This window comes from Pseudomonas urethralis (genome assembly GCF_021602465.1).
GTDB classification, from domain to species: Bacteria; Pseudomonadota; Gammaproteobacteria; order Pseudomonadales; family Pseudomonadaceae; genus Aquipseudomonas; species Aquipseudomonas vlassakiae.
The window spans coordinates 1-21642 of sequence record NZ_BQIJ01000028.1 but is presented as its reverse complement, the minus strand read 5'-3'; the positions used below and the strand labels follow the sequence as shown (position 1 = coordinate 21642).

Sequence of the window (21642 nt, the reverse complement as noted above, 5' to 3'; positions counted from 1 at the left end):
GTCAGCGTTTGTCGTTGTTGTTCAGGGTGGCGGCCAGGGCCTGTTCGCAGCGCTCCTGGGCGGTGTCCAGTTCCAGCTGCATCTGGTGGATGTCGAGCATCTGCTGTTCGAGCTGGGCGCGACGCTCGGCGATCTTCGCCAGCATGCTGTGGAGCTGCTTGAGGTTGCCGCTGCTGGGGTCGTACAGCTCGATCAGCTCGCGGCATTCGGCCAGCGAGAAGCCGATGCGCTTGCCACGCAGGATAAGCTTCAGGCTGACCTTGTCACGGGCCGAATAGATGCGCTCCAGACCACGCCGCTCGGGGCTCAGCAGGCCCTGTTCCTCGTAGAAGCGGATGGCGCGGGTGGTGATGTCCAGTTCGCGGGAGAGGTCGGAGATGCTGTAGGTCTGGCTGCTCATGCTTGGGCTCGGCGTGGGGTATGGCAGTATCCTGAAGGCAGGTTGACGTATACGTCAAGCAGATCAGTCGGGCTGTACCGCACGCCGGTAACCATTGGGCGTCTGCCCGCTCAGGCGCTTGAAGAAGCGGGCGAAGTAGGTCGGGTCGCTGAAACCCAGGCTGTCTGACAGCTGGCCGATGCTCATGCGTGTATAGATGAGGTTGCGCCGTGCCTCGAGCAACAGGCGTTGATGGATGACCTGCAACGCGGTCTGCCCGCTCAGCGCCCGGCACAGTTGGTTGAGCTGCAGGCTGGAGATGTTCAAGCGTGCGGCGAATTCCTCGACCGACAGGTGTTCGCGGTAATGCGCTTCTACCAGGCGCAGGTACTGCCCCAACAACTGCCGGTCACGCTCGTCCCGGTTGCGTGGGGCCTGGCCCAGTTGCTGGCGGCGGCTGATCCACACCATCAGCGCGGTCACCAGCGCGTCGAGCATGGTCGCCCGTGCGGGCGCGTTGCCCTGGTATTCCTGCTGCAGGGTTTCGATCAGGCCGCGCAGCTGGATGCGGTCCTTGCCCAGCGGGTAGCACGCCGCTTTCGCCAGTACCCCCAGCGGTGCGCCCAGGCGCTGTTCGAGGTCGGCCACCAGCGCGGTGCCGAAGGTCAGCACATGGCCCTGGATATCGGCGCTGAAGCGAAAGCCATGCACGGTCAGCGGCGGTACCACCTGGATCGCCGTTTCGAGGATGGTGCTGCGCACGCCCTCGATTTCCACCTGCGCCTCGCCGCGCTGCACGTACAACAACTGGAACAGCTCGGCATGCTGGTGCGGCTTGATTTCCCAGTGATGCAAGCGGCTGCGAGCCGGAATCGACTCGCAGTGCAGCAGGTCGGTACCGGGCCAATGCTGGTTTTCGCCATATAGCTGAAACAGCGGCACGCCAGGAAGGGTGGATCTCATGGGTTGAACGCTTGTCCGTTAATCGAACGGTTTTATCAAAAGTGCATTTTTTGCATCGGATATCACAGCTATTTGACGGTTATTGCCATTAAAAATGCAAGGGCACCCCCTCTCACGAGATAAAAACAATGAACACTCAGGTTGCAATCATCGGCGCCGGTCCGTCCGGCCTGTTGCTCGGCCAATTGCTGCACAAGGCGGGCATCGACACTGTCATCCTCGAACGCCAGACCCCTGAATACGTCCTTGGCCGCATTCGCGCGGGGGTGCTTGAACAAGGCACCGTCGACCTGCTGCGCGAAGCCGGCGTGGCTGACCGCATGGACCGTGAAGGCCTCGTGCACGAGGGCGTCGAGTTGCTGGTCGCGGGCCGTCGTCAGCGCCTGGACCTCAAGGGCCTGACCGGCGGCAAGACGGTGATGGTCTATGGCCAGACCGAAGTCACCCGCGACCTGATGCAGGCTCGCGACGCCAGCGGCGCGCCGATCATCTATGCGGCCAGCAACGTGCAGCTGCACGAACTCAAGGGTGAACGGCCCTACGTGACATTTGAAAAGGACGGCAAGGCCCTCCGCCTGGAGTGCGACTACATCGCCGGTTGCGATGGTTTTCACGGCGTCTCGCGCAAGAGCATCCCCGCAGGCGTACTCAAGGAGTACGAGCGGGTCTATCCGTTTGGCTGGTTGGGTATGCTGTCCGATACTCCACCGGTCAACCATGAACTGATCTACGCCCACCACCCACGCGGTTTTTCGCTGTGCAGCCAGCGTTCGCAGACGCGCAGCCGCTACTACCTGCAGGTGCCGCTGGACGAGCGGGTGGAAGACTGGTCTGACGAGCGCTTCTGGAACGAGCTCAAGGCGCGCCTGCCCGAGGATGTGGCACAGCAGCTGGTCACCGGGCCTGCGCTGGAAAAGAGTATTGCGCCACTGCGTAGCCTGGTGGTCGAACCGATGCAGTACGGCCATCTGTTCCTGGTCGGCGATGCCGCGCACATCGTCCCGCCGACTGGCGCCAAGGGCTTGAACCTGGCGGCGTCGGACGTCAATTACCTGTACCGGATCCTGGTCAAGGTGTACCGCGAAGGGCGTATCGACCTGTTGCAGCAATACTCGCCGCTGGCCCTGCGCCGGGTCTGGAAGGGCGAGCGTTTCAGCTGGTTCATGACCCAGTTGCTGCATGACTTTGGCGAGCACAAGGATGCCTGGGACCAGAAGATGCAGGAGGCCGACCGCGAGTATTTCCTCACATCGCCAGCGGGGCTGGTGAACATCGCCGAGAACTATGTGGGGTTGCCGTACGAAGAGGTGGCCTAGGGGCTTTGAGGGTAGGGCGAAAGAGGTTTGTCGCCCGTCAGACCGAGCGCCGCCCGCGCGGCGCATCGCGGATAAATCCGCTCCCACATCTGTTTCGGGCCAATCTCTCCTGTGCCGCCAACAGGGACCGCCTTGGTGCATGACTGGAGACAGGTGGCGCAGCATTAGTGCCCGAGTTGCATCGCGATGGCAACAAGACGGTCACTGTTGGCTTTCACCGAGATGCATCGCCGTGCTATCAAGGCGGTCCCTGTTGGCGGCACAGGAGAGATTGGCCCGAAACAGATGTGGGAGCGGATTTATCCGCGATGCGCCGCGCGGGCGGCGCTCGATCTAACAGGCGCCGAATACCTTTCGGCGAACACCCGAAAGGACGCAACCCAATGCCCCGCCACCCCTCACTCCTCAACATTCTGATCACCACCCTGTGCCTGGCCACCACCAGTGGCCTTACCTGCGCCGACCAGCCACTGCCCACCCCCCCTGAACTGGCATCCGGCTACCGCAGTGGCCTGCAGCCGGTGCATGCCAGCCGGCACATGGTCGCGGCCGCCAACCCGCTGGCCAGCGAAGCCGGGCGGGCAATGCTGCGGGCCGGTGGCAGCGCCATCGATGCGGCGATCGCCATGCAGATGGTGCTGACCTTGGTCGAGCCGCAGTCCAGCGGCATTGGTGGCGGCGCGTTCATCCTCTATTGGGATGGCCAGCGCGTGCAGGCCTTCGACGGCCGCGAAGCCGCGCCGGCAGGGGTGACGGAAAGGTTGTTCCTGCAAGCGGATGGCTCGCCCATGCCGTTTCGTGCCGCGCAGATCGGCGGGCGCTCGGTGGGTGTGCCGGGCGTGCTGCGGGCGCTGAAACTGGCCCATGACCAGCACGGCAAACTGCCGTGGAAAGACGTGTTCGCACCGGCCATCGCCCTGGCGCGCAATGGTTTCCCGGTCTCTGAACGCCTGCATACGCTGGTGGCCGGCGACCCCTTCATTGCCCGCTCGCCGGCCATGGCACGCTACTTCCTGGATGACCGGGGCGAGCCGCTGGCGGTCGGCACGATCCTGCGTAACCCTGCACTCGCGCAGACCTTCGAACGCATTGCAGAGCAGGGCGTGGAGGCGTTCTACCGGGGGGAGATTGCCGAAGCCATGGTGGCGCAAGTGCGTCACCACGCCAATGCCGGGCAGTTGTCCCTCGAGGATTTGCAGCGTTACCAGGCCAAGGAGCGCGAGCCGGTCTGTGGCGCATACAAGGCCTGGAACATCTGCGGCATGCCGCCGCCGTCGTCCGGCGGGGTGACCGTGTTGCAGACCCTGGGCATTCTCGACGCCCTGCAGCAGGCCTCGGCGCAACGCGACCTGGCCCGGCAGCCGCCACGCCAGGTGCCGTCCGTAGCAGGGCTCGAACCCACGCCGCAGGCCGTGCACCTGATGGCTGAAGCTGAGCGCCTGGCCTACGCCGACCGGGCCCGGTACCTGGCCGACAGCGATTACGTGCCGGTGCCGGTCAAGTCGTTGCTCGACCCGGCCTACCTCGCCGAGCGCGCCCGGCAGGTCGGCGAATACAGCATGAAGCACGCCCGCCCGGGCACCCCGCAGGGTGCCAACCTGGCCCTGGCGCCCGACCGTTCGCCGCTGCGGATTTCCACCTCGCACCTGTCTGCCGTCGATGACCGTGGGCAGGCCATGGCCATGACCACGTCGGTGGAGTCCGCCTTCGGTTCGCACCTGATGGTCGGTGGCTTCCTGCTGAACAACCACCTGACCGACTTTTCGTTCCTGCCTGCGGAGAATGGCAAGCCGGTGGCCAACCGGGTGCAGCCCGGCAAGCGCCCGCTGTCGGCGATGGCGCCAACGATGGTGTTCTCGCGTGCCTCCGGCGAACTGCTGGCGAGCCTCGGTTCGCCTGGCGGTTCGCAGATCATCGGCTACGTGAACAAGGCGCTGATTGGCCTGCTGGACTGGCATCTCGATCCGCAACAGGCGGCCGGCCTGCCTAACTTCGGCAGCCGCAATGCCGGCACTGAAGTGGAAGCCGGGCTGTTCAGCCCGGCGTTGATCCGCCAGTTGGCTGCGTGGGGCCATGAGGTCACGCCGATGACCATGACCAGTGGCCTGCAGATCATCCAGCGCAGCGGCCAAGGTTGGGCCGGTGGTGCCGATCCACGGCGAGAAGGTGTGGCGCTGGGCGACTAGCGCGTTGCCGGGCCAGAAGTGGCGTGGTAGAAGTCAGTCTTGTCATTCAGCCGTTGAATACCAAGATGTCCATCAGCGTTAAATCGAATAGAGCCCTGTTCGACCTCGATCTGTTGCGCGCGATTGTCGTAGTGGCCGATTGCGGCAGCTTCACCACTGCCGCTGCACGCCTGCACTCGACCCAGTCGACCATCAGCCAGAAAGTGCGCCGCCTCGAAGACATGGTTGGCCACCGCCTGTTGGTGCGTGGCAACCGTGACGTGTTGCCGACCGACGCCGGGCAGACCTTGCTCGGTTATGCCCGGCACATGCTGGCGCTGAACGACCAGATGCTCGAAGCCCTGGCTGGGGCAATGGTCGGGGTCACCGTGCGTCTGGGTGTACCCGAGGATTTTGTCGGCGGGCGCACCACCAACGCGCTGTCGGCATTCAGCCGCCTGCACCCGCAGGTCAAGCTGGAAGTCACCAGCGGCCTGTGTCGCGACCTCAGCCAGGCCTACGACAATGGCGAGCTCGACCTGGTGCTGCTCAAGCAGCGGCGCAACAGCCGCGAGGGCGTGGCCTGCTGGCCTGAGCGCCTGCAGTGGATCGACAGTGCGCGCATGCCGGCGTTCGAACTCGACCCGGTTCCACTGGTGACCTTCCCGCCACGCGGGCTGTACCGCGAGGACATGATCAGTGCCATTGAAGGCATGGGCCGGCGCTGGCGCATCAGCTTCACCAGTTCCAGCCTCAGCGGCATCCAGGCGGCGGTGGCCGACGGCATGGGCATCAGCCTGCTGCCACCGCGAGCGGCAACCGGTGAGCACCGGGTGCTGGGGCAGGCACAAGGGTTGCCGGAGGTGGACAGCTACGAGATTGTCATCGTGCACAAGCAGACGGCGGATGTGATGGTCAAGGACCTGGCCGGGGTGATGTCGCAGCTGCTGGCCGGCGGTGGGATCTGACTCAGGCTCCAATGCTTGCACAATCCCTGTGGGTGCGGGTTCACCCGCGAAGAAGACACCGCGGTGCATGGCACCGGCCGTGCCGGTGTTCGCAGGTAAACCCGCTCCCACAGGAGCATCATTGCAAATCGATGGCTACGGCATGCCCAACCACTCTGGCAGCGCCAGCGAGATGAACGGCACATAGGTCACCAGCACCAGGAACAGCAGCAGAATCGACAGCCACGGCAGCGCCGCGCGGATCGTCTGCCCCAGGGTCAGCCCGGTCACGGCGGAGGTGACGAACAGGTTCAGCCCCACCGGCGGGTGCACCAGGCCGATCTCCATGTTCACCACCATCACGATACCCAGGTGAATCGGGTCGATGCCCAGTTTCATCGCGATCGGGAAAAAGATCGGCGCCAGGATCAGGATGATCGCCGATGGCTCCATGAAGCTGCCGGCCACCAGCAGCACGATGTTGACCATGATCAGGAAGCCGATCGGCGTCAGCCCCTCGGACATCACCCACTGGGTGATCTGCTGGGGGATCTGCTCGGTGGTCAGCACATGGGCGAACAGCATGGCGTTGGCGATGATGAACAGCAGCATGATGGTCAGCCGGCCCGACTCCAGCAGCACCTTCGGGCAGTCACGCAGGCGCATGTCCTTGTAGACGAACAGCGCGATGAACGCCGAGTACACCGCCGCCACGGCCGCCGCTTCGGTGGGGGTGAACATGCCGCTGTAGATGCCGCCGAGGATGATCACCAGCAGCAACAGGCCCCAGAATGCGCGCCGGGCGGTGCTCAGCCATTCGGCGAAACTGGCTCGCGGTTGTGCCGGCAGTTTCTTGATGCGGGCGACGATGTAGATGGTGATCATCAGGAATACGCCGAGCAGGATGCCTGGCACCACACCGGCCATGAACAGCTTGCCCACCGAAGTCTCGGTGGCCGCCGAGTACACCACCATGACGATCGACGGTGGGATCAGGATGCCCAGGGTGCCGGCGTTGCAGATGATGCCGGCACCGAACTCGCGCGGGTAGCCGGAGCGCACCATGCCGGCCACGGCAATCGAGCCGACGGCGGCCACGGTGGCTGGCGACGACCCCGACAGCGCAGCGAACAGCATGCACGCCAGCACCGCGGCAATCGCCAGGCCGCCGCGGATATGCCCGACGCAGGCGTTGGCAAAGTCGATCAGGCGTTGGGCCACGCCACCGGTGGTCATGAACGCACCCGACAGCAGGAAGAACGGGATGGCCAGGAAGGTGTAGCTGTCGGAGGTCTCGAACAGCTTGATCGCCAGCGAGCTGAGCGAGTCCTGGCTGAACATCAGGATCGACAGCGCCCCCGACAGGCCCAGGGCGATGGCGATCGGCACGCCGAGGAACATGAGCACGAACAGCAGCAGGAACAGGCAGATAACCGTCATCAGTGGTGCTCCTCACCGGGGTTGGCCAGCTTGCTGGCTTCGGCAGCCTCGTCGGCCAGGCCCAGGCCGTACTGGCGATGGGTGAACAGGCGGTAGAGGATTTCCAGGTAGCGGACAATCACCAGGGCGAAGCCCAACGGCACGATCAGCGCGATATGACCGACCTTGATGCCATAGCGGTCGAGGTCTTCGGCGCCGATGCCGGCCACCAGCACTGCGCTCACCCACTTGACGCTGGCCACCAGGAACAGCCCGGCATAGGCCAGGCAGCAGGCGCAGGCGATCATCGCCAGCACCCGTTGCACCGGCTTGGCGGTGCGCCGTACCAGCACGTCGACCCCCAGGTGGCCGGCGGTGCGCACGCCGTAGGCGATACCGAAGAAGATCAGCCAGCCGAACAGGGCCTTGGTCAGGGCGATGCTCCAGGTCATGTCCTGGGCATAGGCCATCAGGTGGTCGCCGATGCCGAGCAGCAGGTCGCTGGCGAAGGCCCAGTGATCACTGAGGGAGTAGAACATCGTGTAGAGGTTGTTCAGCGCCACGTAGAGGAAGGTCACCAAGGTCATGGCCGCCAGGAGGAAAGCGATCATGCCTTCCTCGAAGTGCTCCCAGACACGCCTGAGCGATTGCATAGGGGTTCTCCAGACAGAGACAGGACGGGCCACCTGCGCAGCAGGCGGCCGGGGCAGGGCGCAAGCAGGGTCAGGAGGCCTTGTTGGCGTCGTCGGCGGCCTTGATCAGCTCGGCGCCGATCTGCTCGGAGAACTTCTCCCATACCGGGCGCATGGCCTCACGCCATTGCTGGCGTTGCTCCGCGGTGAGCGGGTCGATTTCGCTGGTCTTGGCATCGATGATCTTCTGCCGTGACGTCTGGTTGAGCGCTTCGGCCTGCTTGTTCACCTCGACGGTGACCTCGTCCATGATCGCTTGCAGCTCGCCGCGCACGTCCTCAGGCAGGCTGTTCCAGAATTTGGCGTTGGTGATCACCATGTAGTCGATCAGGCCGTGGTTGGTCTCGGTGAAGAAGGGCTGCACTTCGTTGACTTTCTGGCTCTCGTAGTTCGACCAGGTATTCTCGGTGCCATTGACGGTGCCGGTCTGCAGGCCCTGGTAGACCTCGGCGAAGCTCATCTTGCGCGGGTTGGCGCGGATCGCCTTGAACTGCTCTTCAAGCACACTGGAGGCCTGCACGCGGAATTTCAGGCCCCGGGCATCCTTGGGCAGGATCACCTTCTTGTTCGCCGACAGTTGTTTCAGGCCGTTGTGCCAATAGGCCAGGCCACGGATGCCCTTGTCTTCCATCGAGGTCAGCAGCGCCTTGCCTTGCGGGCCTTGCTGGAAGCGGTCGACGGCGGCCAGGTCATTGAACAGGAACGGCAGGTCGAAGATCTGCACCTGCTTGTTGTAGTGCTCGAACTTGGCCAGCGACGGTGCCAGCATCTGCACGTCGCCAAGCAGCAGGGCTTCCATTTCCTTGCCATCGCCGAACAGCGACGAGTTGGGGTAGACCTCGACCTTGACCTTGTCCTTGAGCTGCGGGTCGGCGGCGACCCTTTTCTGGAACATCAGCGCGCCCTGACCCTTGGGTGTACTGTCGGCCACCACGTGGGCGAACTTGATGACGATGGGGTCGGCGGCCTGGGCCAGGCCGGCCATGGACACTGCGGCGGCGCAGAACAGCGCCTGGGTCAGCTTCAACATCGGTGTCACCTCTGATTTATTGTTGTAGGAGGAGTGAGGGTAAAGATGGACCAACGGCTTGCGTGTGGAGAATCAGCATTTGTGTAAGGCAGCGTTCGGGTTTGCTTAACACTGTCACCTGTACCGGCCCCTTCGCGGGTGAACCCGCTCCCACAGGTACGGCGCATACCTTGAAGCCTGCGGTAATCCTGTGGGAGCGGGTTTACCCGCGAAGAGGCCGGAATGTTCAGTCGAGATGCCCAGCCAGTAACCGCTGCGCCCGCAACACCACTGGCGCATCGACCATCTGCCCTTCCAGCTGGAATGCCCCGGCGCCATTGGCCGCCTTGCTCGCCGCCAGCACCCGCCGCGCCCACGCCAGCTCTTCGGCGCTCGGCGCCAGCGCCGCATGAATCACCGGCACCTGCTGCGGATGAATGCACAAGGCGCCGCCATAGCCCATGTCATAGGCATGCCGCATGGCCCGTTGCAGCCCCTGCGTATCGGCGATGGCCGGGAACACTCCATCCAGCGGCGGCAGCAGGTCGGCCCCCCGCGAATGCAACTGCACCGCCATGCGTGCCTGGTCGAGAAACTGCCGGGCCGCCTCGCTCTCGGTGTTCAACCCCAGGTCCAGGGCCAGGTCGAGGCTGCCGAACGACAAGCGCTCGACGCCTTCGGCTGCGGCAATCTGTGCCAGTGCCAGCAGGCCCTTGGCGCTCTCGATGATTGGCCACACCGGCTTGCCGCCGCGCCAGGCCAGCGCGACTTGAGCCGGGTGCTCGACCTTGGGCAACAGCAGCCCGGCGACCCCGCGCTGCTGCGCGCAGAAGGCCAGGTCGCTGGCGTGCTGCTGATGCTGCGGTGCATTTACCCGCACCCATACCGAGGCCTGCGGCGTGACCTGCAGGAACGCCGCCAGGTGGTCGCGGGCCTGCTGTTTCAGCGGTTCTTCGACGGCATCCTCGAAGTCGACGATCACCGCATCGGCACCCGCCGCCAGCGCCTTGGCGAAACGTTCAGGCCGGCTGCCGGGCACGAACAGGGCGGAGCGTACCGCGTTCATACCACGCCTCCTGCAGCCAGGCTGGCGCGCTGTTCGGCGCTCAGGCCCAGCTCGGCGAGAATGCCCGCGGTGTGCTGGCCCAGCGCCGGCACGGCGTCCATGCGTGGGGTGAAGGCGGCATTGCGCCCTGGTGGCAGCAGCGACGGCAGCTTGCCAGCCGGGCTGTCCACTTCACGCCAGCGGTCGCGGGCCTGCAACTGCGGATGCTGCCACACGCCGTGCATGTCGTTGACCCGGGCGTTGGCGATCTGGGCGTGTTCCAGGCGCGCTACTACCTCGTCGAGCGACAGCGCGGCAAAGCGCTCGACGATGAGCTGGCGCAGCACCTCGCGGTTTTCCGAGCGCTTGAAGTTGGCGCTGAAGCGGTCATCGCAGGCCAGCGCCGGGTCGAGCAGTACCTTCTCGCAGAACAGCGCCCATTCCCGTTCGTTCTGCAGGCCGAGCATGATCGTGCCACCACCGCCGGTGGGGAACGGCCCGTACGGGTAGATGGTCGAGTGCGAGGCACCCGCACGTGGCGGTGGCGGCGCGCCGTTGTAGGCGTAGTACATCGGGTAGCCCATCCACTCCACCAGGCTCTCCAGCATCGATACGTCGATACGACTGCCAAGGCCGGTCTTGTCACGCAGCAGCAGCGCCGACAGCACCCCGGTGTAGGCATACATGCCGGCGGCGATGTCGGCGATCGAGCAGCCGGCCTTGGCCATTTCCCCATCGCCGGGGCCACCTGTCACCGACAGAAAACCGCCCTCGCTCTGGATCAGCAGGTCGTAAGCCTTCTTGTTTTCATACGGGCCGCCTGCGCCGTAGCCAGAAATGTCGCAGACGATCAGCCGTGGGAAGCGCGGGTGCAAGGCGTCGAACGACAGGCCCATGCGGGCGGCGGCGCCGGGTGCGAGGTTTTGCACGAGTACATCGGCCTTGGCCAGCAGGGCATCGAGGATGCCGTCGGCGGCTTGCTGCTTGAGGTCGAGGGTGAGGCTTTCCTTGGAGCGGTTGGTCCACACGAAGTGCGAGGCCAGGCCGTCGACGCGTTGGTCGTAGCCACGGGCGAAGTCGCCGCTGCCGGGCCGTTCGACCTTGATCACGCGGGCGCCCAGGTCGGCCAGCTGGCGGGTGCAGAAGGGCGCGGCGATGGCATGTTCCAGGCTGACGACGGTGATGCCGTCCAGCGGGCGGGGTGCAGTTTGGGTCATGGAGTCACCTGTTCGTCATCAGTGCAGTGCGGCCAGTGAGCGCGCATCGCGCAGCTGCCAGACCTGATCGATCAAGGCCTGGCCCTGGGCCGGGCTGCGGGCGCCGGAATAGGCCAGCAGGCGCTGGAACTTGGCTTCCAGCTCCGGGCGCGAAAGGGTGTTGCCGGGGTCGCCCTTGGGCTCGTCGATGCTGGCGCTGAAGCGGCGGCCATCGGTGCAGGTGACCTCGACCCTGCCCAGCCAGCGGGCCGGATAGGCGGCATCCACTTCAGGGTCCAGCTGCATCTGCACTTTGTCGCGGAAACTGGCGACCTGTGGGTCGCTCAGCGCCAGGTCGCGGAATTCGATGAGCTGTGCGCTGCCGTGCACGGCGATCAGGCCGAGCACGGTGCCCATGGAAAACTTGGCCTGGTGCACGGTAGTGGGTGTGACGACCCGGCCGAGCACATCGACGGCGCCCTGGTGCACGCGGGTGACCACCGTGGCGATCTGCTCATGGGTCAAGCCCTCGCGTTGCATCAACAGCAGCAGGGCATCGGCGGCGGGGTGGGTATGGCGGCACGAGGCGTGGAACTTGAACGAGGTTTCCGCCAGCGCCCAGCGCGCGCCCAGGCGGTCGTTCAGGCGCGCCGGGTCGGCATCACTGGACATCCCGGCAGCCAGGCCCTGGTCACCTTCGAGAATATTGCGTGCGCCGGTCAGGCCATCGGCGGTCAGGTAGGCAGCGAGCAGGCCATCGGCGGCGGCCTTGGCGGTGTGCAGCTGCTTGGAGTCGGCCGCATCGCGGAGGAACTCCCACAGCCCGGCCGCCTGGGTGCCGGCGCTGCCGAGCAGGTTGATGAACTGCTCCTTGTCGAATCCTAGCAGCTTGCCCACGCCCACGGCGGCGGCCAGGGTGCCGACGGTGGCCGTGGTGTGGAAGATGCGGTAGTGCGAACGGCCGAGGAACTCACCCATACGGATGCCCGCCTCATAGCCGGCGACGCTGGCCAGCAGCAGCTCCTGGCCGGATTTGCCGAGGTCCTGGGCCGCCGCCAGCACGGCGGAGAACACCACCGTGGCCGGGTGCAGCACCGAGCTGTTGTGCAGGTCGTCCTGCTCCACCAGGTGCGAGGCGGCGCCGTTGACCAGGGCGGCGAAGTAAGGCGATGAACTGCGCCCGCTGGTCAGCACGCGGGCGCTGCCTTGGGTGGGGCCCATGCGCTCGACGTAACGCTCGAACAGCGGGATCGGGTGCGCACCCTGGCTGGCCAGGGCCGAGCCGAGCCAGTCGAGAAACAGGTCTTCAGTGCGCTCCAGCACATGGCCGGGGATGTGCGCGTACTGCAGGTCGGCGAGGAAACCCGCCAGGGCTTGGGTAGCTTGCATGCGCGTGCCCTCAGAAGCTGCGTGGCAGCTCGAGCAGGTGCTCGGCCACGTAGGACAGGATCAGGTTGGTGGAAATTGGCGCCACCTGGTACAGGCGGGTTTCACGGAACTTGCGCTCGACGTCGTATTCGCAGGCAAAGCCGAAGCCGCCGTGGGTCTGCAGGCAGGCATTGGCTGCCTCCCACGAGGCTTTGGCCGCCAGGTACTTGGCCATGTTGGCGCTGGCTCCGGCGTTCTGCCCCCTGTCGTACTCGGCGCAGGCGCGCCAGCGCATCAGGTCGGCGGCCTCGATCTCGATATGGGCTTCGGCGATAGGAAATTGCACGCCCTGGTTCTGCCCGATCGGGCGGCCGAACACCACGCGGTCACGGGCGTAGGCGCTGGCCTTCTCGATGAACCAGCGGCCATCGCCGATGCACTCGGCGGCGATAAGGGTGCGCTCGGCATTGAGGCCGTCGAGGATGTAGCGGAAACCCTTGCCTTCCTCGCCGATCAGGCTGCTGGCCGGCAGTTCGAGGTTGTCGAAGAACAGCTCGTTGGTCTCGTGGTTGACCATGTTGGCGATCGGTTGCACGGTCAGGCCGTTGCCGATGGCTTCGCGCAGGTCGACGAGGAAGATCGACATGCCCTCGGACTTTTTCTGCACCTGGGGCAAGGGCGTGGTGCGCGCCAGCAGGATCATCAGGTCCGAGTGCTGGATGCGCGATATCCATACCTTCTGGCCATTGATCACGTACTTGTCGCCCTGGCGCACGGCAGTGGTCTTGATCTTGGTGGTGTCGGTACCGGTGGTGGGTTCGGTCACGCCCATCGACTGCAGGCGCAGTTCGCCGCTGGCGAGCTTGGGCAGGTAGTGGCGTTTCTGTTCTTCGCTGCCGTGGCGCAGCAGGGTGAACATGTTGTACATCTGCCCGTGCACGGTGCCGGAGTTGCCACCGCACGCGTTCACCTCTTCGAGGATCACCGACGCCTCGGCCAGGCCCAGGCCCGAGCCGCCGTACGCTTCGGGGATCATCGCCGACAGCCAGCCGGCCTCGGTCATGGCCTTGACGAAGGCTTCCGGGAAGCCTTTTTCTTCATCGATCTTGCGCCAGTAGCTGGCGTCGAACTCGGCGCACAAGGCGCGCACGCCTTCGCGGATGGCGTTGAGGTCATCGCTGTCGTACGTATGCATGGGGGGTCCCTGTCTGGTATCAGTCGAAAAGCACGTCGGCGCTCTGCGCCACGCCCGCCGCATTGCCGGCCCACAGCTGGGCCTGGCCCGGTGCGCTGATGCGCCCGGCCACTTCGAAGGGGGTCGGTACCGTCAGCGGGCGCACGCCGCGGTAGGCAAAATGGCGCACGTGCTTGCCAGGGTTGGCGCGGATGAACGCACGCAGGTTCAAGGTGGCGATCATCGGGCCGTGCACGACCAGGCCGGCGTAGCCTTCGGTTTCAGTGACGTAGGGGAAGTCGTAGTGGATGCGGTGGCCGTTGAAGGTCACGGCGGAGTATCGGAACAGCAGCGTCGGCGTCGGCGTGACTGCTTCGCTCCAGTCGGCCGGCGCGTCGGCCGGAGCGCTGTCGAGCTTGGGCGGGTTGGGCTCGCGGTAGACGATGTCCTGCTCTTCGCGCACGCACAGCTGGCCGTGTTGCGAGTAGTCGTGGCGCACGGTGACGAACAGCAGCGCGCCGGTACGGCCGTGCTTCTCCTCGATGTGCAGGATGGTCGACAGGCGATGGGCTTCGGCGCCCACCTTGAGCGGGGCGATGAACTCGACCCGGCCCCCGGCCCACATGCGGTTACGGTTGTCGGCCGGAGGCAGGAAGCCGCCGCGTGCCGGGTGGCCGTCTGCGCCCAGTTGCGATTCGGCCACTGGCTCCTGGAAGAAGCACCACATCCACAGCGGTGGCAGCGGTTGGCCGACGGCGGGGGCGGTTTCGCCGAAGGTGGCAGCGATGCGCTTGATCAGGTTGCGGCTGAGCTCATCGACGGCTTCTTCCGTGCGGCCTATCCAGGCACTGTAGTCGATGGGCGAGTGGAGAGCAGTCATAACCAGGGGCCTCTGCATTTGTTGTTATGGGCCGATCATGCGAGGCGCCCGGCATTCTGTGAATTTGCATTTGTGTAAGGCAGCGTTCATGTATGCTGAACGCCTTCGCCTCGACCGGAGCTCCCCATGCATTTCGACCTGGCAGACCTGCGGCTTTTCATCCATATCGGCGAATCGCCGAGCCTGACCCAGGGCGCACGCCGGGCGTTTCTTTCGCCGGCCGCCGCCAGTGCGCGGATCAAGGCGCTGGAGGCGCAGCTCGATACACGCCTGCTGTACCGCGACAGTCGCGGTGTCGAGTTGACCCCGGCAGGGCACAAGCTGCTGATGCATGCGCGCCTGATCATGCGCCAGGTCGATTACCTGAAAGCCGAGTTCACCCAGTTCGGCACCGACCTGGCCGGGCATATCCGCATCTTCGCCAACACCACCGCGGTCACCGAGTTCCTGCCGGAAGTGCTGGCCGGCTTCATGGCCAAGCGCCCTGGGGTGACTGTCGACCTGCAGGAGCGCTTGTCGCGGGACATCGTGCGCGGTGTGCTCGATGGCAGCAGTGACATGGGCATCATCGCCGGGCCCGTGGAGGCCAGCGGCTTGCAGGTGATGCACTTCAGCACCGACCGGCTGGTGCTGATCGTCCCGGTGGGTCATGAGCTGGCAGGTCGCAAGCGGGTGACGCTGAAGCAGACCCTGGACTTCCAGCACATCGGCCTGCACGACGGCAGCACCTTGCTGAGCTTCCTGCGGGACCATGTGGAGCGCATGGGGTTGAACCTGTCGTTGCGTATCCAGCTGTCGAGCTTCGAGGCGATCTGCCGGCTGGTGGAGGCAGGGGTAGGCATCGGCATCATCCCCGAGTCGGCAGCGCTGCGGCACAGCCAGACCATGGAGCTGGTGACCATCAGCCTGGATGAACCCTGGGCGGTGCGTGAGCGCAGCATCCTGGTGCGTGAACTGGAGGCGTTGCCGGGGACGGTGCGGGCGTTGATTGCGACGCTGATGCCAGCGGCTTGATACGTGACCACTCAAGGGTACGGTCGTACCTTGACACCTGCGTGGTGGCTCATGTGTTTGCCTGGAGACCTTCAGTGCCTATGAGATCGAGCGCCGCCCGCGCGGCGCATCGCGGATAAATCCGCTCCTACAGTTTGTAGCAACGTGGCCATGCCTGTGAGGCCATGGTTGTCAGCCGATTTACAAGGCTCAAGTCATGCGCCAGGGCTGGCAACCATGGCGTAACAGGTTCGGCACGCTGCAACAAACTGTAGGAGCGGATTTATCCGCGATGCGCCGCGCGGGCGGCGCTCGATCTCATAGGCGCTGAGCATTTCACGACGAACACCCCCTCCTGAAATCGCATTCAGCGTTTGCTGAACTACCGCGCGCTTAGAAGCAAGAGCTGCCTTGGTCCGGGAGCATGCTGATGCCACATCAGAAGAAGCTGCGCTGGGCTTTCAGGGTGACCATGCTTTCGCAGTAGGTGTTGATGCCGGCATAGGCGTCGCAGCCGCTGCCGCTGAGGTCGGAGTTGCTGTAGATGAGGTTCAGGTCGATACCTAGCCAGGGCCGCGACAGCTCCAGCGACCAATCGGAAAAGCCGTTGATATGGCTGCCGTCGCCGATCGTAAAGGGCGTGCCCAGGCGGTGGTGGGCGAGCTTGACGCTCAGGTCGACATCGAACAACGGCAACTGGCCGAAATCGGCGAACAGCGTGCCGGTGCGGTTGCCCGGATTGTCTCGCCAGGCGCCGCCGAAACGGCTCCCCAATACCGAAATGCCGCCGTACAGGGCATAGCTGTCAGGGCCGGCGATGTTCGGCTGGCTGTAGTGGATCAGGCCCACTTCATAGCCCAGGGTACTGTCGAAGTGGTGTTTATAGCCGGTGTAGCTGTCCAGGCGCAGGGTGGAGTCGGGGGTCACACCCATGCTCGGCGCGTACTGGCCGAGGTACCAGCCGCTGGGGTGGCTGAGGTCGAGGCCGCCGTGGAAGGCGCCCACCGCGCTCGGCGAAATCAGCCCTTGGGCCATGCTGCGTGAGGGCGTGGTGCCGAGCTTGAAGTCAAAGTCGCCCAATTGGCGCTGAATCTGTTGAGCGTGCAGTGGCGGGCTCGAGAGAAGGGCAACAGTCAGCAAGAGAAGGGGCCTGGTCATGGTCACCGTCCTGGAAGGCTTGCTCTTGAGCGGTCGAGGATACCTGCGTTGGTCGCCAGGAGGCTACCGGCGGTGGCCATTTCTCGACCATTGGTCAAGGGCAGCTCAAACCCCGAGCGGCTCGGCAATCTCGATCAGATTCAGGTCAGGGTCACGGACGTACACCGAGCGGATCGGGCCGGTTGCGCCAGTGCGTGCAACGGGGCCTTCGATGATGGGCCATTGCACCTGCTGCAGGTGAGCGATCACCTGGTCCAGGGCGACCTTGCTGATGAAGCACAGGTCAAGCGCGCCAGGTACCGGCAGATGCGCCTTGGGCTCGAACTCATGACCGCGTACATGGATATTGATTTTCTGCTTGCCGTAGCGCAGCGCCAGCCGGTCATTGCCGAAGGTTTCCAGTTGCATGCCCAAGACGCGCGTGTAGAAATCGGTGCAGGCTTCGACATTGGTGGTGGTGAGGACCAGGTGGTCCAGGTGATCGATCATTGGCCAGCCTCGGTGTCAGGGACTGAAGGCGATCAGTCCGGGCAAGGCCATGATAGAGCGCTGAGCCGGCCTTTCAACTCAGCCTTTGATTCCAGGCTGAGCTTCGGCAACTTCGGTGATCGCTTGCGAGCTGGCGGAGCGCTCGATGACGCGCTTGCGCAGTTCGTACTCGTCCAGCGACAGGCCCTGGCGCTGGATGGATTCCAGTTGCAGCTGGCGGGTTTCCTCGGCGGTGTAAGGGCGCAGTTCCGGGTGGCTGGCGCAACCGGTGAGCACGGCGATCGCGGTGGCGGTGAGGGTAGCGAGCAGCAGGCGGGCCGTGGTGTTCATCGGGGAAGCTCCAGGATTCGGGCGGTGGGAATCGATGGGGCTAGGTTATTGATTGATGGCGATGGGTAGAAATTGGTGTTGTCGATAGTGACTATTGAGGTTGCTGCAAGTCCTTCGTCTGGATGCTGTCCACTGGTTTCTTGGATGCCGAAGCTTGCGAGAAGCATGTGGGAACTGGCTTGCCGCGGCGATGGGTCGTAGAGCGGCCCTAAGCATATGGGGGGCCGGTTTCCACGGCGGTTTTGCCGTGGATTGCGCGGGTGCGCGGGTGGCCGACGGGTATCTCAAGTTTTACCGTTGTTCTTCAGGGGGGCTGTGCGGGACTCCAAATCCATTTCGGCGGGCCACTGGACTTTGGGGGCACGTTGATCGAAAGGGTTGGAATGAATGCCCTCGTTCCAGTCCCAAGGTGAGTGGACGAATTCGGGAAGTGCTTCGGGCCCCTGCTGCATGAATAGCCTCACGATTGCCCAATATTGCTCACCCACTTCTATACTGTCAGCGAAGAGCACGCGGTCTATTACTTCGTTTGTACCAGGCTTGCAAATTGATATCATGACCTTCTCCATTAACCCGCCATACCCCATGGGCGCATACAGGCGGTAGGCTTCGGCGGTAAGGTCATCCCAGTTGTAAGCAACGGGTTTTATGCCCCAGCGCTTGATGCTGAATGGATGAAATAAATCAGTTCTATATTGGTAGAAATAGACCTTTCGGCGTTTCCTGTTAAAGCGGATCGGCTCATCGCGAGGTTGTTCGATATCCATGCGGATATGGGGAACTAAAAGCAGGATTGTCGTTATGTTGGCAGCCAAAAAGAGCGCCATGAATTCCAAGTCGACTCGAGTTGCTAGAAAAAAATTATAGTATATTGCTGCTGCTGTTATGCATGTCGTTGCTGTTAATGTTATGGCTCCTGTTATCAGGGAGAAGCCCCTGAGCTTCATAGGCGGTCTGGGTATTTCAATGGTAATCTCGTCGACATGATTCGGCGGTGGATTCAAATTGGCTATGCCTGGTTTCACGACGCCAGGAGCGTGAGTGGCAGGTAGGTCATATTTCCAACCAACGGCACGATGGGGTTCGCTCATTATGCCTCCCCCTGAACTGCAATTTCGGCATACGCATTCGGTATGTTTCGGTCTGGCCAATAAGCTATGAGTAGTGAGGCCGCCGTGATATTGTGGTTTCCAATGTCGGAAGTCAATTCAATGGTCCCGTTGAAATGCGCAGAGTGGTATTCTTCTCCGTCTTGAATGAGTTTTCGACGGCTCTTGTTGACTGACAAAGAGTCTGCTAGGTAGTCAGGCGTTGTGGAGACTTTAGAAGTTCTCATCGAGGAAAATCTAGCGGTTCTGGTTTTCTGGGATGGTGGCGAGAAGCGGTCATCTACGATTACCTCTCCGCCGACGTAGTCGGGCGCCATGCCATCTCCATATCGATGAACTACGAGTACCCAATGATATCCGGAGGTTACTTCGGAATAGCGTGGAAGTGTGAATTGAAATTTCAGGCTGCGTTTTATTTCTAGGTTAACAAGTCCGCCTATTTTTGAACTGATTGCCTTATCTGCTCGTTCAGCTTTGAACGCTAGCCCGCCGTCCAGTTCCAAGGTGGCTGCATTTAACTCGGCAAGCGCGATGTCAGCGTGGGTTGGTGAACTCCAATGAACGCGAGGTAACTCGTTGGCGATTCCGAAGTAGCAACGGTTAGCCCATTGTTCCAGTCGCGTTGACTCCTGCTTCTCAGCCCATTTGATAATCATGTATGTGATAGTGCTTATAATTATTGTGGTGCCTAGCGCTCCAATTAACAGCGGGCTGAATACAGCTCGAATTGCACTGGCAACTCCGCCAATGGCCAAGGCTGCAGCGAACCCGTATCCAAGAGCAGCTTTACCATCTCCATCATCGTATTTGCGTTTTGCAGCCATCATCAAATAAATAGATTCGAAGATGCCTGCGGCAGCGCTGATCGTGGCCCCGAATCTGGCGATAGTGCGGCCAACAGTGATGCTGTTAGGTGAGCTCGTTTTGTGGGGCATAAATAGCCCTATTAATTCTATGCTGTTGCCAGCGATGCCAATGCTGGAGCCATAAAATGCCACTAAGGCTTCAGGGGACTTCGAACCAATCTCCTCTTCTGCTTTCTTCAGGTTCTTGCCAAGGCTGTCGCTCGTCAAATAAAGCCCTCCCAGCGAAAGCAACAGCTCCCAGCCTTTTCCCGTTCCCCGTATCCCGCTAAAGCTGTCGCGTACCAACTGCGATGCTTGGCCCGCACTGATCTTCATGCCGTTCAGGGTCTTCCGCGCATCCAGCTCCAGTGTTCCTGCCGCGACTGTGATGTCTACCAATGCCATCTTGGCGGCATCATTCAACTGGTTGACGTTGAGCTTCACTTCCCTGGCCAACCGCTCATGCAGCTCATGCGCCGTGCCTTCGACCCAGACAGTGACCGGGATGACCTGATGTGCGATTTTCGGGTCGAGCATGGCAAGGCTCAGCAAACCGGTCTGGATGATCGGTGTTACCGTGCTTGTTTGCCTGAAAATACCGGCCTTCACGTCTTCGAGGTCCGGCATCATCTGCGCCCGCGCCTCGGCCAGTTTCTGGCTGGCGCTGTTCTGCAGTTCACGCAGGTGCGCACTCTGCAGGGCGTAGTACTCACCCAGCTTCATCTGCACCTGCAACTCGATCAGGTGCACACCGTTGTAAATTCGCTGGCTGGTGCTGTTCAGGTGCCTTACGGCGTGCTGGATGCCGGGGTCGAGTCGCGCCTGCAGGCGCAGGCTGGCGGCATTGACCGCGCCCTGCAGTTCGGTGATGGCCTGCTTGAGCGAATCTCGCATCTTCAGGCCGGCATCTTCACTGTTGATGAATTTGCTCAAGGCGCTATAGAGCTTTTCGCTGTCGTTCCAGTTGGTCTGTTCATTCAGCGCGAAGCTTGGCAACAGTGCTGCCATCAGCGGCCCGTCGCGCAGCAGCAGAGCGCGGTAGGGTGGGCTGTTCGGATCTTGCAGCCACTTCAACCACAGCGCTTCACTGCTGCCTGGGGCTGGCTCAGGGTTGGTGGACGGCGCTTCGGTGATGCCACCGGCCAGGCAGGCGGCGATGGTCTTGCTGTAGGCGATGCCCGATTCGCGGTCCCAGCCATCGTAATCGTGCCGCTCAATCAGGGCGAAGGCCGCGCCCTCGCAGAGTTTCACGTAGGTGCCGGCATGCCGGTCGATGTAAGCCTGGAACCGGGCCTCTTGCAGATCGTATTCGGCCTGGAACGCTGCACGCCGGGGCTCGTCGTAGCGTTCTTCGAGTTTTTCATCGCTCTCGCGCTGATGCATCTCGATCACACGCTGGCGTTCTTTCTCAGAATCGACGAACACCGGTGGCCCGTCGCCAGTTTGTGGCTCGAACGTCGAGGGCACTTTTTGCGCAGCCCATTCACGCTGGGTAGCGCGAATGATCTGCAGGATCTGCGAGGTCTGCAGCTGGTAGGCGCGCAGCGGATCCTCGCGCCAGACTTGGCGTTTCACCACCCAGTTCAGGCGCTGGTGGTTGTACTCCTGAATCAGCCCGACGGTGTCGTCGAGCACCACCGCCAACACGCCGTTCTCAAGCTGGTGCCGGGCCATGGCATTGACCAGGTAACCGCGCAAGGCAGTCTTGCGCAGGAAGCGGCTGTGAAAACCATGGGCACTGTCGAACGGCCCGTTCACTTGCTGGGCATATTCGAATACCTGGCGGTCGACCTGCAGGTTGTCCGGGGTCATGGCCAGGCCCAGCAGCTCGGGGTGCTTGCGCGCCTGGATCAGGTCCAGGCCTTCGAAGCGCTGCGCAGGCGCCTGGCCGCCCTTGTAGGCATCAAGCACGCTGGCCGGCCAGGGATCGCTGGAAAAGGCCAGCCAGGCCGAGCCGTAGGTATCGGTGTCGATGTTGAGGAAGGAAGACGGGATGTCGTGGTCCTCATGCATGCAGTGCTCGGGCAGCGACGGTGGTGGCCCCGGGTTTGGCTCGTAGGGAAGAAAGCGGCGCAGGTGGCCTTGCGCGGTGACTTCATAGGCGTGCCAGATGCGTTGGTCGAGCAGTACGTAGAGATAACCGCTGCGCAAGGTGCGCAGGCCGA

Annotated in this window: 19 protein-coding genes; 4 read left to right on the top strand and 15 right to left on the bottom strand. The window is 63.1% G+C overall.

The window, feature by feature from the left end; genetic code table 11:
- Position 1: 1 nt before the first annotated feature.
- Complete coding sequence (locus L6D64_RS26980) at positions 2–400, bottom strand: MerR family transcriptional regulator (protein WP_060513138.1); 399 nt, start codon at positions 398–400, stop codon at positions 2–4.
- A gap of 63 nt (positions 401–463) precedes the next feature.
- Positions 464–1342 (bottom strand): helix-turn-helix domain-containing protein, encoded by an 879-nt coding sequence (locus L6D64_RS26975; RefSeq protein ID WP_176509938.1) that lies wholly within the window; start codon positions 1340–1342, stop codon positions 464–466.
- Between the two features lie 128 nt (positions 1343–1470).
- Here L6D64_RS26975 and pobA point away from each other — a divergent pair, with 128 nt between their 5' ends.
- From pobA to L6D64_RS26960, 3 genes are all read left to right on the top strand, one after another.
- Entirely contained in the window at positions 1471–2658 is a 1188-nt protein-coding gene (pobA, locus tag L6D64_RS26970; protein WP_176509939.1) for a 4-hydroxybenzoate 3-monooxygenase, read from the top strand.
- 383 nt (positions 2659–3041) lie between these two features.
- Entirely contained in the window at positions 3042–4844 is a 1803-nt protein-coding gene (gene ggt, locus L6D64_RS26965) for a gamma-glutamyltransferase (RefSeq protein ID WP_176509940.1), read from the top strand.
- Positions 4845–4909: 65 nt separating this feature from the next.
- Positions 4910–5791 carry a LysR substrate-binding domain-containing protein gene (locus L6D64_RS26960; protein ID WP_176509941.1) on the top strand — a complete coding sequence of 294 codons (882 nt, stop codon included), beginning with the start codon at positions 4910–4912 and terminating at the stop codon, positions 5789–5791.
- A gap of 135 nt (positions 5792–5926) precedes the next feature.
- On the opposite strand, the gene dctM is transcribed toward L6D64_RS26960, so the two are convergent.
- The 8 genes from dctM to L6D64_RS26920 all read right to left on the bottom strand — a co-directional run bounded on the left by dctM (position 5927) and on the right by L6D64_RS26920 (position 14553).
- Entirely contained in the window at positions 5927–7210 is a 1284-nt protein-coding gene (gene dctM / locus L6D64_RS26955) for a C4-dicarboxylate TRAP transporter large permease protein DctM (RefSeq protein WP_176509942.1), read from the bottom strand.
- Complete coding sequence (locus L6D64_RS26950) at positions 7210–7842, bottom strand: TRAP transporter small permease (RefSeq protein WP_176509943.1); 633 nt, start codon at positions 7840–7842, stop codon at positions 7210–7212. Before L6D64_RS26950 ends, dctM begins: the two co-directional genes overlap by 1 nt.
- Before the next feature lie 70 nt (positions 7843–7912).
- Positions 7913–8911 (bottom strand): TRAP transporter substrate-binding protein, encoded by a 999-nt coding sequence (locus tag L6D64_RS26945; protein WP_176509944.1) that lies wholly within the window; start codon positions 8909–8911, stop codon positions 7913–7915.
- A gap of 226 nt (positions 8912–9137) precedes the next feature.
- Positions 9138–9956 carry an HpcH/HpaI aldolase/citrate lyase family protein gene (locus L6D64_RS26940; RefSeq protein WP_176510235.1) on the bottom strand — a complete coding sequence of 273 codons (819 nt, stop codon included), beginning with the start codon at positions 9954–9956 and terminating at the stop codon, positions 9138–9140.
- Positions 9953–11152, bottom strand: a complete 1200-nt coding sequence (locus tag L6D64_RS26935) for a CaiB/BaiF CoA transferase family protein (protein WP_176510236.1) — start codon at positions 11150–11152, stop codon at positions 9953–9955. The genes L6D64_RS26940 and L6D64_RS26935 overlap by 4 nt, the downstream gene beginning before the upstream one ends.
- Positions 11153–11170: 18 nt before the next feature.
- On the bottom strand, positions 11171–12520 hold the full coding sequence (locus L6D64_RS26930; RefSeq protein WP_176510237.1) for an MmgE/PrpD family protein: 1350 nt from the start codon (positions 12518–12520) through the stop codon (positions 11171–11173).
- A gap of 10 nt (positions 12521–12530) precedes the next feature.
- Positions 12531–13694: an acyl-CoA dehydrogenase family protein gene (locus L6D64_RS26925; protein ID WP_176510238.1), complete on the bottom strand. Its 1164-nt coding sequence runs from the start codon at positions 13692–13694 to the stop codon at positions 12531–12533.
- Between the two features lie 19 nt (positions 13695–13713).
- Positions 13714–14553 carry an HTD2 family dehydratase gene (locus L6D64_RS26920; protein ID WP_176510239.1) on the bottom strand — a complete coding sequence of 280 codons (840 nt, stop codon included), beginning with the start codon at positions 14551–14553 and terminating at the stop codon, positions 13714–13716.
- A 126-nt stretch (positions 14554–14679) separates the two neighbouring features.
- Between L6D64_RS26920 and L6D64_RS26915 the strand changes: the two genes are divergently transcribed.
- Entirely contained in the window at positions 14680–15567 is an 888-nt protein-coding gene (locus tag L6D64_RS26915) for a LysR family transcriptional regulator (protein WP_176510240.1), read from the top strand.
- 417 nt (positions 15568–15984) lie between these two features.
- Here the strand turns inward: L6D64_RS26915 and L6D64_RS26910 are convergent, their stop codons facing one another.
- The 5 genes from L6D64_RS26910 to L6D64_RS26890 form a co-directional block, all read right to left on the bottom strand.
- Positions 15985–16704, bottom strand: coding sequence for a TorF family putative porin (locus L6D64_RS26910; RefSeq protein ID WP_176510241.1), 720 nt, complete (start codon positions 16702–16704; stop codon positions 15985–15987).
- A gap of 105 nt (positions 16705–16809) precedes the next feature.
- Positions 16810–17193, bottom strand: a complete 384-nt coding sequence (locus tag L6D64_RS26905; RefSeq protein ID WP_176510242.1) for a VOC family protein — start codon at positions 17191–17193, stop codon at positions 16810–16812.
- Positions 17194–17271: 78 nt separating this feature from the next.
- Positions 17272–17523, bottom strand: coding sequence for a hypothetical protein (locus L6D64_RS26900; RefSeq protein ID WP_176510243.1), 252 nt, complete (start codon positions 17521–17523; stop codon positions 17272–17274).
- Positions 17524–17807: 284 nt separating this feature from the next.
- Positions 17808–18614, bottom strand: a complete 807-nt coding sequence (locus L6D64_RS26895) for a DUF6708 domain-containing protein (protein WP_236192625.1) — start codon at positions 18612–18614, stop codon at positions 17808–17810.
- Positions 18614–21642, bottom strand: a 3029-nt coding sequence (locus tag L6D64_RS26890; RefSeq protein ID WP_236192623.1) for a T6SS effector BTH_I2691 family protein, incomplete at its 5' end; no start/stop codon positions are given. The genes L6D64_RS26895 and L6D64_RS26890, both read right to left, overlap by 1 nt.